At 65.7% G+C, this 14,723-nt stretch carries 9 protein-coding genes; 5 read left to right on the top strand and 4 right to left on the bottom strand.

Going from position 1 to position 14,723, the window contains the following annotated elements:
- Positions 1-57 precede the first annotated feature (57 nt).
- The 4 genes from AC07OC_RS03910 to AC07OC_RS03895 all read right to left on the bottom strand — a co-directional run bounded on the left by AC07OC_RS03910 (position 58) and on the right by AC07OC_RS03895 (position 6,287).
- Complete coding sequence (locus AC07OC_RS03910) at positions 58-2,103, bottom strand: M3 family metallopeptidase (RefSeq protein WP_218295107.1); 2,046 nt, start codon at positions 2,101-2,103, stop codon at positions 58-60.
- A gap of 72 nt (positions 2,104-2,175) precedes the next feature.
- A complete protein-coding gene (folD, locus tag AC07OC_RS03905) occupies positions 2,176-3,030 on the bottom strand; it encodes a bifunctional methylenetetrahydrofolate dehydrogenase/methenyltetrahydrofolate cyclohydrolase FolD (RefSeq protein ID WP_218295106.1) in 855 nt (284 codons plus the stop codon).
- Positions 3,031-3,102: 72 nt separating this feature from the next.
- On the bottom strand, positions 3,103-3,729 hold the full coding sequence (locus AC07OC_RS03900) for a response regulator transcription factor (protein WP_218295105.1): 627 nt from the start codon (positions 3,727-3,729) through the stop codon (positions 3,103-3,105).
- Positions 3,726-6,287, bottom strand: coding sequence for a PAS domain-containing sensor histidine kinase (locus AC07OC_RS03895; RefSeq protein WP_218295104.1), 2,562 nt, complete (start codon positions 6,285-6,287; stop codon positions 3,726-3,728). Before AC07OC_RS03895 ends, AC07OC_RS03900 begins: the two co-directional genes overlap by 4 nt.
- Before the next feature lie 168 nt (positions 6,288-6,455).
- Between AC07OC_RS03895 and aceE the strand changes: the two genes are divergently transcribed.
- The 5 genes from aceE (at position 6,456) to AC07OC_RS03870 (ending at position 14,673) form a co-directional block, all read left to right on the top strand.
- Positions 6,456-9,179 (top strand): pyruvate dehydrogenase (acetyl-transferring), homodimeric type, encoded by a 2,724-nt coding sequence (aceE, locus tag AC07OC_RS03890; protein ID WP_218338646.1) that lies wholly within the window; start codon positions 6,456-6,458, stop codon positions 9,177-9,179.
- 17 nt (positions 9,180-9,196) lie between these two features.
- Positions 9,197-10,882: a dihydrolipoyllysine-residue acetyltransferase gene (aceF, locus tag AC07OC_RS03885; protein WP_494600416.1), complete on the top strand. Its 1,686-nt coding sequence runs from the start codon at positions 9,197-9,199 to the stop codon at positions 10,880-10,882.
- A 19-nt stretch (positions 10,883-10,901) separates the two neighbouring features.
- Positions 10,902-12,767, top strand: coding sequence for a dihydrolipoyl dehydrogenase (gene lpdA / locus AC07OC_RS03880; protein WP_494600415.1), 1,866 nt, complete (start codon positions 10,902-10,904; stop codon positions 12,765-12,767).
- A gap of 45 nt (positions 12,768-12,812) precedes the next feature.
- Positions 12,813-13,037, top strand: coding sequence for a DUF3079 domain-containing protein (locus AC07OC_RS03875; protein WP_369642408.1), 225 nt, complete (start codon positions 12,813-12,815; stop codon positions 13,035-13,037).
- A 214-nt stretch (positions 13,038-13,251) separates the two neighbouring features.
- Complete coding sequence (locus AC07OC_RS03870) at positions 13,252-14,673, top strand: aspartate kinase (protein WP_494600414.1); 1,422 nt, start codon at positions 13,252-13,254, stop codon at positions 14,671-14,673.
- The last annotated feature ends 50 nt before the right edge of the window (positions 14,674-14,723 follow it).

Below are 14,723 nucleotides of genomic sequence, written 5' to 3'. Positions count from 1 at the left end.
AGGATCGATCGTCGGCCCCGGGCGCAGTGCAAACTGCCCTGGGTGCCATGGATTCGGTCAGGCCGTCGACTCTTCGGCCATGCCCTGGTGGCGCAGCAGGGCATCCAGGCTGGGCTCGCGGCCCCGGAAGGCCTTGAAGGACTCCATCGCGGGGCGGCTGCCGCCGGCCTCCAGGATGGCCTCGCGGTAGCGGCGGCCCGTTTCGGTGCTGGGCAGCCCATCGCTGCCGGCCGTTTCTTCGAAGGCCGCATAGGCATCGGCGCTCAGCACCTCGGCCCACTTGTAGCTGTAGTAGCCAGCGGCGTAGCCGCCCGCGAAGATGTGGCTGAAGGTGTGGGCCGTGCGGCTGAAGGCCGGCGGCTGCAGCACGGCCACCTCGCGGCGCACCTGGTCGAGCAGCGGCATGATGTCCTGTGCCGGGTCGTGCTCGGTGTGCAGCAGCATGTCGAACAGCGAGAACTCGATCTGGCGCAGCGTCTGCATGCCGCTCTGGAAGTTCTTGGCGGCGATCATCTTGTCGAACAGCGCGCGGGGCAGGGGCTCGCCCGTGTCCACGTGGGCCGTCATGTGCTTGAGCACGTCCCACTCCCAGCAGAAGTTCTCCATGAACTGGCTGGGCAGCTCGACCGCATCCCATTCCACGCCGCCGATGCCCGAGACGTCGCGCTCGTTCACCTGGGTCAGCATGTGGTGCAGGCCGTGGCCGAACTCATGGAAAAGGGTGATCACGTCGTCGTGCGTGAGCAGCGGCGGCTTGCCGTCCACGCCGCTGGCGAAGTTGCACACCAGGTGCGCCACGGGGGTCTGCAGCACGCCGGTGTCGGGGCGCAGCCAGCGGGTGCGCACGTCGTCCATCCAGGCGCCGCCGCGTTTGCCCGTGCGGGCGGGCTGGTCCAGATAGAACTGGCCCACCAGCGTATTGCCGCGCTCGATGCGGTAGAACTCCACGGCGGGGTTCCACACCGGCGCGCTGTCGCGGCGGATGGACACCTCGAACAGGGTTTCGATGATCTTGAACAGGCCCGCCAGCACCTTGGGCGCCGTGAAGTACTTCTTGACTTCCTGCTCGCTGAAGGCATAGCGCGCCTCCTTGAGCTTCTCGGAGACGTAGGGCCAGTCCCAGGCCTGCGGGTCGGTCAACGACAGCTTCTCGGCGGCGAACGCACGCAGGTCGGCGACGTCCTTCTCGGCATAGGGGCGGGCGCGGCGCGCCAGGTCGCGCAGGAACCCGATCACCTGGTCCGGCGACTGGGCCATCTTGGGCACGACGGAGACTTCGCCAAAATTGGCATAGCCCAGCAATTGAGCTTCTTCGCGGCGCAGTGCCAGGATCTCGCTGATCAGCGCCGTGTTGTCGAATTTGCGCGCATCGCCCTCGGCCTGGTCGGAAGCGCGGGTGACGTAGGCGCGGTAGAGCTTCTCGCGCAGATCGCTGCGGGTGGCGAATTGCATCACCGGCAGGTAGCAGGGCATCTTGAGCGTGAGTTTGTAGCCGTCCTTGCCGTCGGCCTGCGCCGCCGCCCGCGCGGCCTGCTGCACATCGGCGGGAATGCCGTCGAGTTCCTCGGCGCTCGCGTAGTAGGCGTATGCGTCTGTCGCATCGAGTGCGTTCTCGCTGAATTTCTGGCTCAGCTCGGCCTGGCGTTCCTGGATCTGCGCGAAGCGCTCCTTGGCGGAACCCGTCAGCTCCGCGCCGCTGAGCACGAAATTGCGCACGGCATTGCGGTGGGCCTGCCGCTGCTCGCCCGTCAGGGTGGCAGGGTCGATGGCCTTGTACTTGGCATACAGGCGTTCATCGGCACCCAGGCGGGTCCAGAACTCCGTCACCCGTGGCAGGGCGGCGTTGTAGGCCGCGCGCAGTTCCGGCGTGTCGGCCACGCTGTTGAGGTGGCTGACGCTGCCCCACGCGGTTCCCAGCTGCTCGGTCGCCACGTCCAGTACCTTGGCGATCGCGTCCCAGCGCGCCGGAAAGTCCGGTGCGGTGACTGTTTCCAGCGCCGCGTTGGCGCGCTCCAGCAGGACGTCGACGGCAGGGGCCACGTCCTGCGGTGCGATGCGGTCGAAATGGGGAAGGTCCGAGAAGTCGAGGAGGGCGTTGCTCATGCGAAATCAGATGGCGCCAGATGGCGCGGGTTCAAGTTGCAAAGCAGCCGGCATCGACGGCACTGACCCAGGTCAGTGCGCTGCGGTGCGCTCGGCGGCTTCGATGGTGTTCACCAGCAGCATGGTAATGGTCATGGGGCCAACCCCGCCAGGCACGGGGGTGATCCAGCCGGCCACTTCCTTGACGCCGTCAAAGTCCACGTCGCCGCAGAGCTTGCCTTCGTCGTTGCGGTTCATGCCCACGTCGATCACCACGGCGCCGGGCTTGACCATGTCGGCGGTCAGCACATTGCGTTTGCCGACCGCCGCCACGATCACGTCGGCCTGCAGGGTTTGCGCCTTGAGGTCCTGCGTGGCGCTGTGGCAGATGGTGACGGTGGCGTTCTGGCCCAGCAGCATCAGCGCCATCGGCTTGCCCACGATGTTGCTGCGACCGATGACCACGGCGTGTTTGCCCTTGAGGTCGTAGCCGATGCTCTCCAGCATCTTCATGCAGCCGTAGGGCGTGCAGGGCCAGAAGCCGGGCATGCCGGTCATCAGGGCCCCGGCGCTGGCGATGTGGAAGCCGTCCACGTCCTTGGCGGGCGAGATGGCCTCGATCACCTTCTGCGCGTCAATGTGCCGGGGCAGGGGCAGTTGCACCAGGATGCCGTGGATGGCGGGGTCGTTGTTGAGGGCTTCCACGCGGGCCAGCAAGGCGGCCTCGGTCATGTCGGCCTCGTATTTTTCAAGGACGGAATGCAGGCCACCGTCTTCGCAGGCCTTGACCTTGTTGCGCACGTACACCTGGCTGGCGGGGTTGTCGCCCACCAGGACCACCGCCAGCCCGGGCGTGGTGCCCCGGGCCTTCAGGGCGGCGGCGCGTTGCGCCACGTCGGCGCGCAGTTGGCGGGAAAGGGCGTTGCCGTCGATGAGTTGGGCGGTCATGTCAAAAAATATCCGTCAAATCGGGCTCTGGCGCTTTATTGGAAAGCGCGAGCAGCTATCAAAAAAATAGTATTACGCCTTGGGCGCGTTCTGGCCCAGCGCGATCTTGAGCAGGTCGGCCACGGTGTTGGCGTTGAGCTTTTCCATGATGTTGGCGCGGTGCGCCTCCACCGTCTTGATGCTGATGCCCAGATCGTCCGCGATCTGCTTGTTCAGGCGGCCGGCGACGATGCGCTCCAGAACCTGCGCTTCGCGGCTGGTGAGCTTGGACAGCAGGGCATCGCGGCTGGCGGCCTGCTGGTAGCCCGCGAAGGCCTCGCGGGCGTGGTCCAGCATGCGCTCGACCAATCCGACCAGTTCTTCCTCGTCAAAGGGCTTCTGGATGAAGTCGAGCGCGCCCTTCTTCATGGTGTTCACCGCCATCGGCACGTCGCCGTGGCCGGTGATGAACACGATGGGCAGGGGCGACTTGCGCTCGATGAGGCGGTCCTGCAGCTCCAGGCCCGTCATGCCGCCCATGCGGATGTCCACGATCAGGCAGGCCACCTCGCGCGGGTCGTAGCGCGACAGAAACGTTTCGGCCGAATCAAAGCAACGCACCCGGTAGTCCTTGCCTTCCAGCAGCCACTGCAGGGAATCGCGAACTGCTTCGTCGTCGTCTACAACGTAAACAGTGCCTTTTTTCGGAATCAAGCTCATGCAATTGTCCTTGGGTTTCGTACGTGTGCTACAGAATTTGTAGTGGCATCAGCAGGCTTGGCAAGCGGCAGCCAGAAGGAGAACCTGCAGCCTGTGACCTCCGATCCATTGTAGAGGTTCTCCGCCTGCATCCGGCCCTGGTGCGACTCGACGATGCTGCGGCACAGATTGAGGCCCATGCCCATGCCTTCTTCCTTGGTGGAGAAGAAGGCTTCGAACAGCCGTTCGAGCACCTCGGGCGCCAGGCCCTTGCCGGTGTCCTGCACGGAGAACTCCACCACCTCGCGGTCCTCGATGTGCTTGGGCACGACGCGCAGCTCCACGCTGCGCCCGGACGGGGGGCGGCTGGCGTGCTGGATGGCCTCGGCGCCGTTCTTCATGAGGTTGACCAGCACCTGTTCGATCAGGATGGTGTCGGCCATCACGGGCGGCAGGCGGGCGGCTACGTAATGCGTGAGGCGCACGTTGTGGCGGCGCAGCTCGATGTCGGCCAGCTCCACGGCTTCGTTGACCATCGAGTGCACGTCGGCCAGAGTGCGGTTGGGCTCGCTCTTCTTCACGAAGGCGCGGATGCGCTGGATGATCTGGCCCGCGCGCTGCGCCTGGTGGGCCGTCTTCTGCAGCGCCGTGAGGAGCGCCTCTTCGGTGAGCTGGCCGCTCTGGATGCGCGAGACCATGCCGCTGCAGTAGTTGTTGATGGCCGTGAGCGGCTGGTTGAGCTCGTGCGCCACGCTGGAGGCCATTTCGCCCATGGTGATGAGGCGGCTGACCGACTGCGCGCGCTCGGCCTGGCGCGCCGCCTGCTCCTCGGCCTGGCGGCGGGGGGTGATGTCGGTGGCGATCACCATCTGGGCCAGGCGACCGTCCACCCAGTTGAGGTAGCGCGAGCGCACTTCCAGCCACTTGCCCAGGTCGGGCAGGTAAATCTCGGCGTTCTCGGTGCGGGCGCTGGTCAGCGGGTCGGTCGGCAGGCCCATGAGGCCGTCCTCGTCGTCCATGCCCCGGTGGTCGGTGCCCGCCACGGGCACCACGCCGGCCTGGGCGACCAGCTGCAGGTGCCCGCCGGTCTGCGAGCCGAACCATTGGCGGTAGAGCTTGTTGGCGAACAGCAGCTCTTCGCTGCCCAGCGGGGCCACCGACACCGACGCGTCCAGCGATTCGAGCACGATGGTGAAGCGTTCGTGCGATGCCGAGAGCTGCTCGCGGATGCGGTTGGGCTCGGTGATGTCGGTCATCGACGTCATCCAGCCCGTTTGCTGGCCGTGCGCATCGATCAGAGGCGAGACATACAGGCGGGCATCGAACAAGGTGCCGCTCTTGCGCCGCACCCGCACCTGAAAGCCGCCCACGATGGTCTTGCCGGACAGCTCGTCGCGCAGCTTGGCGTGCAGGGCTTCGTGGTCGGAGTCGGGCCAGTAAGGGAAGGGCGCCTTCAGGCCCACGAGTTCCGCCTCGCTCCAGCCTGTCATCTGGCAGAAGGCGGCGTTCACATAGGTGATGCGGCCTTCCATGTCCAGCGCACGCATGCCGGTGAGGATGGAGTTCTCCATCGCGCGGCGGAAATTCGTCTCGGCCACCAGGGCCTGTTGTGCCTGCATGCGGCGGCGGGTGTGGCGCCAGGTGGCGATCAGCATCCATGCCGTCATGGCGGAAAGCGTGCCCACCAGCCAGAAAAGCCCGCTGCCGACCACGCCCAGCGAGGTGCGGTAGGCCTGGGCCTTGAGCACCAGCCCGTTGCCCACGGGCGACACGGGCACCTCGTATTCATTGGCGCGGGGCGTCCAGGGCAGGAGCTGGGTGGCGGTGTTGCGCGGGCCCAGGGGGGTGCCCGCCAGAACCTGGTTCTTGCCGTCCAGCAGCGTGACGGCGTAGCGCGCCAGCACTTCGGTGGGCGTGCCATAGCGCAGCAGGCTGTCGATGGAGTATTCGCCCAGCACCACGCCGCTGAACTTGCCCTGGTTGTTCAAGGGCACCTGCAGCTGCAGCAGCGGCGTCGAGTCGCCCGAGGTGGCGGCCGGCTGGGCGTACACCGGCTGCTGCAGGTCGCGCGCCAGCCCGAAGGTGTCGGCGGTGTCGCCCGGCTTGAGCACTTCGCCCGCGATGCGCAGTTCGCTGCTGGCCAGCGTGGGGGCCGCGTGGCTGGCGCGGATGCGGCGGCGCTCGTCGATCCAGGTGATGGCCTGCAGCTCGGGGTACTGGCTGATCAGGGTTTCGGCGCGGCTCACGAATTCCGTGCGCTCCAGCTCCTGGTTGGACAGGTCGCGTGCGATGCGCATGAGCTGTTCCTGCCGCTCCAGCAGCCGCAGCCGCACGCGCTGTTGCGCATATTCCACATCGCGCCGCAGGGCTTCCTGCTCGCGCTCGGCCTCCTCGGCGCGCAAATACCAGAACGCGGCCACGATGGCCGCGAGAAACATCAGCACGGCGGCCAGCGGCGCCAGGGCCGCGAACCGGTCCTGCCGGGTGGGCGACAACCCGCGCCACCACTTGCGCCACCAGCGGGCGGGCGCGGCCACGACCATGGCGGTGGGGGAAGACGTGGGGGGCAGGGAGTCCATGTTCCAAGTGTAGGGGAGGCGATGCCCGGTGTCGGGACGGCGGGTCAATGTGCGTCTGCAGCATTTTCTTGTAATGTGAAATGCATAAGCACCATTTGAAATTATCAAAAAATATGCGAAACTAGAGCCAACGTACTAAATTGCTGCCACACCTACAGGAGACAAAGCATGTCAGCTCAGCCCGACCCCCAGGCCGGAAACGGCGCCGCGCCCGCCACCGACACCGACCAGCAGGAAACCCGTGAGTGGATGGATGCGCTGTCCGCCGTCATCGACAAGGAGGGGGCCGAGCGCGCCCACTACCTGCTGGAGCAATTGCTGGAACATGCCCGCCAGAACAGCGTGGACCTGCCGTTCTCGGCCAACACCGGCTACGTGAACACCATCGAGCCCGGCCAGGAGGCACGCAGCCCCGGCAACCTCGAAATCGAACAGCGCCTGCGCGCCTACATGCGCTGGAACGCCATGGCCATGGTCGTCAAGGCCAACCGCCACCATCCGCCCGAAGGCGGCGACCTGGGCGGCCACATCGGCTCCTTTGCCTCGCTGGCCAGCATGTTCGGCGCCGGCTTCAACCATTTCTGGCACGCCGAGAGCGAGAACCACGGCGGTGACCTGCTCTACATCCAGGGCCACGTATCCCCCGGCATCTATGCCCGCGCCTACCTCGAAGGCCGCCTCTCCGAAGACCAGCTGCTCAATTTCCGCCAGGAAGTGGACGGCAAGGGCCTGTCGAGCTACCCGCACCCCAAGCTCATGCCCGAGTTCTGGCAGTTCCCCACCGTGTCCATGGGCCTGGGCCCGCTGATGGCCATCTACCAGGCGCGTTTCCTCAAGTACCTGCACGCCCGTGGCATCGCCAACACCGAGAACCGCAAGGTCTGGGTGTTCTGCGGCGACGGCGAAATGGACGAGGTCGAATCCCTGGGCGCCATCGGCCTGGCCGCGCGCGAGAAGCTCGACAACCTGGTGTTCGTCATCAACTGCAACCTGCAGCGCCTGGACGGCCCCGTGCGTGGCAACGGCAAGATCATCCAGGAGCTCGAAGGCGAGTTCCGTGGTGCTGGCTGGAACGTCATCAAGCTGATCTGGGGCAAGGGCTGGGATGCGCTGCTGGCCGCCGACAAGGACGGCGCGCTGCGCAAGCTCATGATGGAAACCAACGATGGCGACTACCAGGCCATGAAGGCCAACGACGGTGCCTACGTGCGCAAGAACTTCTTCGGCCGCGACCCGCGCACCCTGAAGATGGTCGAGCACATGACCGACGACGAGATCTGGAACCTGCAGCGCGGCGGCCATGATTCGCAAAAGGTCTATGCCGCATTCCATGCCGCGCAGAACCACGGCGGCCAGCCCTCCGTCCTGCTGGTCAAGACCGTGAAGGGTTTTGGCATGGGCAAGATCGGCGAGGGCAAGAACACCGTCCACCAGACGAAGAAGCTCAGCGACGAAGACATCAAGGCCTTCCGCGACCGCTTCAACATCCCCGTCCCGGACAGCCAGCTCGCCGAGCTGCCTTTCTACAAGCCGGCCGACGACACCCCGGAAATGAAGTACCTGCACGAGCGCCGCAAGGCCCTGGGCGGGTACCTGCCGCACCGCCGCGTGAAAGCCGACGAGAGCTTCACCGTACCCGCGCTGGACACCTTCAAGGCCATCCTGGAAGCCACGCCCGAAGGCCGCGAAATCTCCACCACGCAGGCTTACGTGCGCTTCCTCACCCAGCTGCTGCGCGACCAGGCCCTGGGCCCGCGCGTGGTGCCCATCCTGGTGGACGAGGCCCGCACCTTCGGCATGGAAGGCCTGTTCCGCCAGATCGGCATCTACAACCCCGCAGGCCAGCAGTACACCCCGGTCGACAAGGACCAGGTCATGTACTACAAGGAAGACAAGGCCGGCCAGATCCTGCAGGAAGGCATCAACGAAGCCGGCGGCATGAGCAGCTGGATCGCGGCGGCCACCAGCTACAGCACGAACAACCGGATCATGATCCCGTTCTACGTGTACTACTCCATGTTCGGCTTCCAGCGCATCGGCGACCTGGCCTGGGCGGCGGGCGACATGCAGGCGCGTGGCTTCCTCTTGGGCGGCACCTCGGGCCGCACCACGCTCAACGGCGAAGGCCTGCAGCACGAAGACGGCCACAGCCACATCCTGGCCAACACCATCCCCAACTGCGTGAGCTACGACCCGACCTTCGCGCACGAAGTCGCGGTGATCATGCACGACGGCATGAAGCGCATGGTCGAGCGCCAGGAGAACGTCTTCTACTACCTGACGCTGCTGAACGAAAACTACCCCATGCCCGGCCTGCAGCCCGGCACCGAGGAGCAGATCATCAAGGGCATGTACCTGTGCAAGCAGGCGCCCGCACTGCCCAAGGATGCGCCCACGGTGCAACTGCTGGGCAGCGGCACCATCCTGCGCGAATCGTTCTTTGCACAGGAGCTGCTCGAAAAGGACTGGGGCGTGGCCGCCTCGGTGTGGAGCTGCCCGAGCTTCAACGAACTGACCCGCGACGGCCAGAACGCCGAGCGCTGGAGCCTGCTGCACCCGACCGAAGCGCCCAAGGTGCCGTTCGTCACGCAGCAACTGTCCGCATCGCAAGGCCCCGTGGTCGCGTCCACCGACTACATGAAGGCCTATGCCGAGCAGATCCGCCCCTTCATCCCCAAGGGCCGCACCTACAAGGTGCTGGGCACCGACGGCTTTGGCCGCAGTGACTTCCGCAGCAAGCTGCGCGAGCACTTCGAGATCAACCGCCACTACATCGTGGTCGCTGCACTCAAGGCACTGAGCGAAGACGGCGTGCTGCCCGCCACCAAGGTGGCCGAGGCGATTGCCAAGTACAACATCCAGGCCGACAAGGTCAACCCGCTCTACGCATAAACCGAACGGAGACAACAATGGCATTGGTAGACATTCAAGTCCCGGACATCGGGGATTTCGACGAAGTGGGCGTGATCGAACTGCTGGTCAAGGTGGGCGACACGGTCAAGGCCGAGCAGTCGCTCATCACCGTGGAGTCCGACAAGGCCTCCATGGAGATTCCATCCAGCCACGCAGGCGTGGTCAAGGAACTCAAGATCGCCCTGGGCGACAAGGTCAAGCAGGGCTCCGTGATCGCCGTGGTGGAAGCCACCGACGCGGGCGCTGCGGCCGCAGCCCCGGCGGCGGCACCTGCACCCGCTGCCGCCCCGGCTGCAGCCCCCGTGGCCGCAGCCGCGCCTGCGCCGGCTGCGCCCGCCGCAGCCCCTGCGGCTGCGGGCCCGGTGGAAGTGCGCGTGCCCGACATCGGCGACTTCAAGGACGTGGCCGTCATTGAACTGCTGGTCAAGGTGGGTGACACCATCAAGGTCGAGCAGTCGCTGTTCACCGTCGAATCCGACAAGGCCTCCATGGAGATCCCTTCGCCCGCCGCCGGCGTGCTCAAGGAGCTCAAGGTCAAGATCGGCGACACCGTCAACATCGGCGACCTCGTGGCCCTGCTGGAAGGCGTGGCGGGCAGTGCGCCTGCTGCAGCTGCAGCACCCGCAGCGCCGGCGGCGGCTCCCGCTGCTGCGCCTGTTGCCGCCCCCGCACCGGTTGCTGCAGCCGCTGCACCGGTCGCCGCCACGGCCTCCGTGCCCGCCCACCAGCCCGGCACGCCCACCGTGGGCCTGCCCCACGCCAGCCCTTCCGTGCGCAAGTTCGCCCGCGAGCTGGGCGTGCCCATCGACGAGGTCAAGGGCACCGGCCCCAAGGGCCGCATCACGCAGGACGATGTGCAGTCCTTCACCAAGCAGGTGATGGCGGGTGCCACCCAGACCAAGGCGCAGGCTGCCAAGGCGCCTGCAGCGGCGGGCGGTTCCGGCGTGGGCCTGGACCTGTTGCCCTGGCCCAAGGTGGACTTCACCAAGTTCGGCCCCGTGGAGCGCAAGGACCTCTCGCGCATCAAGAAGATCAGCGGTGCCAACCTGCACCGCAACTGGGTCGTCATCCCGCACGTCACCAACCACGACGACGCGGACATCACCGACCTCGAAGCCTTCCGCGTGCAGTTCAACAAGGAAAACGAGAAGAGTGGCGTCAAGGTCACCATGCTCGCCTTCATGATCAAGGCCGCCGTGGCCGCGCTCAAGAGGTTCCCCGAGTTCAACAGCTCGCTTGACGGCGACCAGCTGGTGCTCAAGAACTACTTCCACATCGGCTTTGCGGCCGACACGCCCAACGGCCTCGTCGTGCCCGTCATCCGTGACGCCGACAAGAAGGGCATCGTCCAGATCTCGCAAGAAATGGGCGATCTGGCCAAGAAGGCCCGCGACGGCAAGCTCGGCCCGGCCGACATGACCGGCGGCTGCTTCTCCATCAGCTCGCTGGGCGGCATTGGCGGGCGCTACTTCACGCCCATCATCAACGCTCCTGAAGTCGCCATCATGGGCGTGTGCAAGAGCAGCCTGGAGCCTAAATGGGACGGCAAGCAGTTCGCGCCGCGCCTCATGCTGCCTTTGAGCCTGAGCTGGGACCACCGCGTGATCGACGGCGCCAGCGCTGCGCGCTTCAACGTGTACTTTGCCTCGCTGCTGGCGGACTTCCGCCGCATCGTGATGTAACGAAAGGGCAAGACACACCATGGCAATCATCGACATCAAGGTGCCCGACATCGGCGACTTCGCCGAAGTGGCCATCATCGAAGTGCTCGTCAAACCCGGCGACACCATCAAGGCCGAGCAGAGCCTGATCACCGTGGAGTCCGACAAGGCCTCCATGGAGATCCCTTCCAGCCATGCTGGCGTGGTCAAGGAACTGCGCGTGAAGCTCGGCGACAAGATCGCCGAAGGCTCGGTGGTGCTGACGCTGGAGGTGGAGGGTGCTGGCGCGGCGGCCCCGGCAGCCGCACCGGCACCGGCACCTGCGACACCCGTGGCTGCAGCATCTGCACCAAAATCGGCTCCAGCGCCCGCACAACAAGCGCAAGCAGCTATCAATCCAGTAGCATCCAGCTTTGCTGGCACGGCCGACCTGGACTGCGACGTGCTCGTGCTCGGCGGTGGCCCTGGCGGCTACAGTGCCGCCTTCCGCGCGGCCGACTTGGGCCTCAAGGTCGTCATCGTCGAGCGCTACGCCACCCTGGGCGGCGTGTGCCTGAACGTGGGCTGCATCCCGTCCAAGGCCCTGCTGCACGTCGCAGCCGTCATGGACGAGGTCAGCCACATGGCCGACCTGGGCGTGAACTTCGGCGCGCCCTCGCTCGACATCGACAAGCTGCGCGGCCATAAAGAAAAGGTCATCGGCAAGCTCACCGGCGGCCTGGCCGCCATGGCCAAGATGCGCAAGGTGACCACCGTGCGCGGCTACGGCAGCTTCGTCGGTGCCAACCACCTCGAAGTGGAAGAGACCAGCGGCACGGCGCAGGAAAAGACCGGCACCAAGAAGGTCATCGCCTTCAAGAAGGCCATCATCGCCGCCGGCAGCCAGGCCGTGCGCCTGCCCTTCATGCCCGACGATCCCCGCGTGGTCGACTCCACCGGCGCCCTGGCGCTCCAGGGTGTTCCGAAGCGCATGCTCATCCTGGGCGGCGGCATCATCGGCCTGGAAATGGGCACCGTGTACAGCACGCTGGGCGCGCGCCTCGATGTGGTCGAAATGATGGACGGCCTGATGCAGGGCGCCGACCGCGACCTCGTCAAGATCTGGCAGAAGATGAATGCCAAGCGTTTTGACAACATCATGCTCAAGACCAAGACGGTGGGCGCCAAGGCCACACCCGAAGGCATCGAGGTGACGTTTGCCGCAGCGGAAGAGGGCGGTACGGCCCCCGCGCCGCAGGTGTACGACCTGGTGCTGCAGGCCGTGGGCCGCACGCCCAACGGCAAGAAGATCGCCGCCGAGAAGGCGGGCGTGGCCGTCACGGACCGTGGCTTCATCAACGTCGACATCCAGATGCGCACCAACGTGCCGCACATCTTCGCCATTGGCGACATCGTGGGCCAGCCCATGCTGGCGCACAAGGCGGTGCATGAGGCACACGTGGCGGCCGAGGTCATCGCGGGTGAACTGCAGGGCAACAAGGAGCTGGCATCCGCCGCCTTCAACGCCCGCGTGATCCCCAGCGTGGCCTACACCGACCCCGAGGTGGCATGGGTGGGCCTGACGGAAGACCAGGCCAAGGCGCAAGGCATCAAGGTCAAGAAGGGCCTGTTCCCCTGGACGGCCTCCGGCCGCGCCATCGCCAACGGCCGCGATGAGGGCGTGACCAAGCTGCTGTTCGACGACTCGCCCGAGGCCCACGGCCACGGCAAGATCCTCGGCGGCGGCATGGTCGGCACGCACGCTGGCGACATGATCGGCGAGATTGCGCTGGCCATCGAGATGGGCGCCGACGCCGTGGACATCGGCAAGACCATCCACCCGCACCCCACGCTGGGCGAAAGCATCGGCATGGCGGCGGAGATTGCACACGGCTCTTGCACCGACGTGCCGCCGCAGAAGAAGTGATCTGACGATCCGACGGCAGCAGTCGCCAGCCCACCTGAGCGCCCCATGGCCGCTGCCAAAAGGTTCCCCAAGGCACCCGCTCACCCCGAGCGGGTGTGCTGGGGCTGCGATCTGTACTGTCCGGCCAAAGCCATGCGCTGTGGCAACGGTTCGGACCGCACCCAGCACCCGGCGGAGCTGTTTGGCGAGGACTGGGACCAGTGGGGTCTGGCAGCCGAAGATGCATTGGCAGCACCGCCCCTCGTGGCGGGAAACATGACCCGATCTTGATACGGGCTTGACCACAGGGTCCTGCGCGGGCCATGCCAGGCGGCCCCCCATACACAGAAGCCGCGCCAACGCGACGCTGCATGTGCCCCAGCCACAATGCCTGCGCCAGGGTACCCCGACAAAAGTGGTGGAAAATAGAGAGTTTTCTGCCGCTACCCATGAGGCAGGACATCCGCCCGGCCTCCCAATCCTTTTTGCTCCTCTGAGCTTGTCCATGTCAGACGTCAACTCCTCCAAGATCTCTGTCGAGAAAATCGGCGGCACTTCCATGACCGCCTTTGGCGATGTGCTGCGCCACATCATGCTGCACGATCCCAAGCGCATCTATGGCCGGATCTATGTGGTGTCCGCCTACTCGGGCGTGACGAACCAGTTGCTGGAGCACAAGAAGACGGGCGAGCGCGGCATCTACGCCCTGTTTGCAGAGGGCAAGGGCTACCAGGACGCCCTGACCCAGCTGGCCGCCAGCCTGAAAAAGCTGAACGCGGGCTACGCCGACCTGGGCCTGCCGCTGGATGTGGCCGATGCCTTCATCGACCAGCGTATTGGCCAGGCGCGTGAGTACCTGAACGCCATGCAGCACGTGCTGGCCAGCGGCTACTTGAGCCGCAAGGATGTGCTGCTGGCCGCGCGCGAGGTGCTGGCCTCCATTGGCGAGTCGCACAGCGCGTTCAACTCGGTCGAGATCCTCAAGGCCAGTGGCGTCAACGCCATCCTGATGGACCTGGCCGGTTTTGACGACAACGAAGCCTGGACCATTGACGAGCGCATCGCGCAGAGCTTCAAGGGCCTGGACCTGAGCGACAAGGTGGTGGTGGCCACCGGCTACACCAAGGGCACCGAAGGCATCATGCGCGAGTTCGACCGCGGCTATTCCGAGGTCACGTTCAGCAAGATCGCCGTGGAAGTGCGCCCCGCCGAGGCCGTGATCCACAAGGAATTTCACCTGTCGTCCGCCGACCCCAACCTCGTGGGCCTGGAAAACGCCATCGTGGTGGGCGCCACCAATTACGACGTGGCCGACCAACTGGCCGACGTGGGCATGGAAGCCATCCACCCCAAGGCTGCCAAGCCCATGGAACTGGCCGGCATCCCGATCCGCCTGAAAAACACGTTCGAGCCCGACCATCCCGGCACGCTGATCACCAAGGACTTCGTGGGTGAGCGCGCGCGCGTGGAGATCGTGACCGGCACCGACAAGGTCACGCTGATCGAGATCCACGACCCCAGCATGGTGGGCACGGTGGGCTTTGATGCGGGCTTGATGAACGTGTTCTGCAAGCACGATGTGAGCTACATCCTGAAGGCAACCAACGCCAACTCCATCGCCCATCTGGTGTGGGACAGCCAGGTCACGCCCGAACTGGTGGCGGAGCTGCAGGAGGACTACCAGATCGTGACGATCAAGCCCAGCGCGATTGTGTGCACCATCGGCTCCAACATCGGCATCCCTGGCGTGCTGGCCAAGGCCGCGCAGGCGCTGGCCGATGCGCGGGTCAACGTGAACTGCGTGTCCCAGACCCTGCGGCAGGTGAACATGCAGTTCGTGATCGAGCGCGAGGACTACAAGACGGCCATCAAGGCGCTGAACCTTGCGCTGTGCGTGAACTCAGGAACTCCGGTTCCACGCGTGTGAAGAAATTGCGGCAGGCGCGCCTGCCGCAATGCCTTTTCATAAGGAGCCCG

This window comes from Acidovorax sp. GW821-FHT10E04, assembly GCF_059415185.1.
The sequence above is the reverse complement of the archived record's forward strand: the minus strand, read 5'-3'. Positions and strand labels throughout refer to the sequence as shown.

Excerpts from the sequence above, each read along its gene's own strand:
- AC07OC_RS03910 (WP_218295107.1), bottom strand. The coding sequence starts at position 2,103 with ATGAGCAACGCCCTCCTCGACTTCTCGGACCTTCCCCATTTCGACCGC.
- folD (WP_218295106.1), bottom strand. The coding sequence starts at position 3,030 with ATGACCGCCCAACTCATCGACGGCAACGCCCTTTCCCGCCAACTGCGC.
- AC07OC_RS03900 (WP_218295105.1), bottom strand. The coding sequence starts at position 3,729 with ATGAGCTTGATTCCGAAAAAAGGCACTGTTTACGTTGTAGACGACGAC.
- AC07OC_RS03895 (WP_218295104.1), bottom strand. The coding sequence starts at position 6,287 with ATGGACTCCCTGCCCCCCACGTCTTCCCCCACCGCCATGGTCGTGGCC.
- aceE (WP_218338646.1), top strand. The coding sequence starts at position 6,456 with ATGTCAGCTCAGCCCGACCCCCAGGCCGGAAACGGCGCCGCGCCCGCC.
- aceF (WP_494600416.1), top strand. The coding sequence starts at position 9,197 with ATGGCATTGGTAGACATTCAAGTCCCGGACATCGGGGATTTCGACGAA.
- lpdA (WP_494600415.1), top strand. The coding sequence starts at position 10,902 with ATGGCAATCATCGACATCAAGGTGCCCGACATCGGCGACTTCGCCGAA.
- AC07OC_RS03875 (WP_369642408.1), top strand. The coding sequence starts at position 12,813 with ATGGCCGCTGCCAAAAGGTTCCCCAAGGCACCCGCTCACCCCGAGCGG.
- AC07OC_RS03870 (WP_494600414.1), top strand. The coding sequence starts at position 13,252 with ATGTCAGACGTCAACTCCTCCAAGATCTCTGTCGAGAAAATCGGCGGC.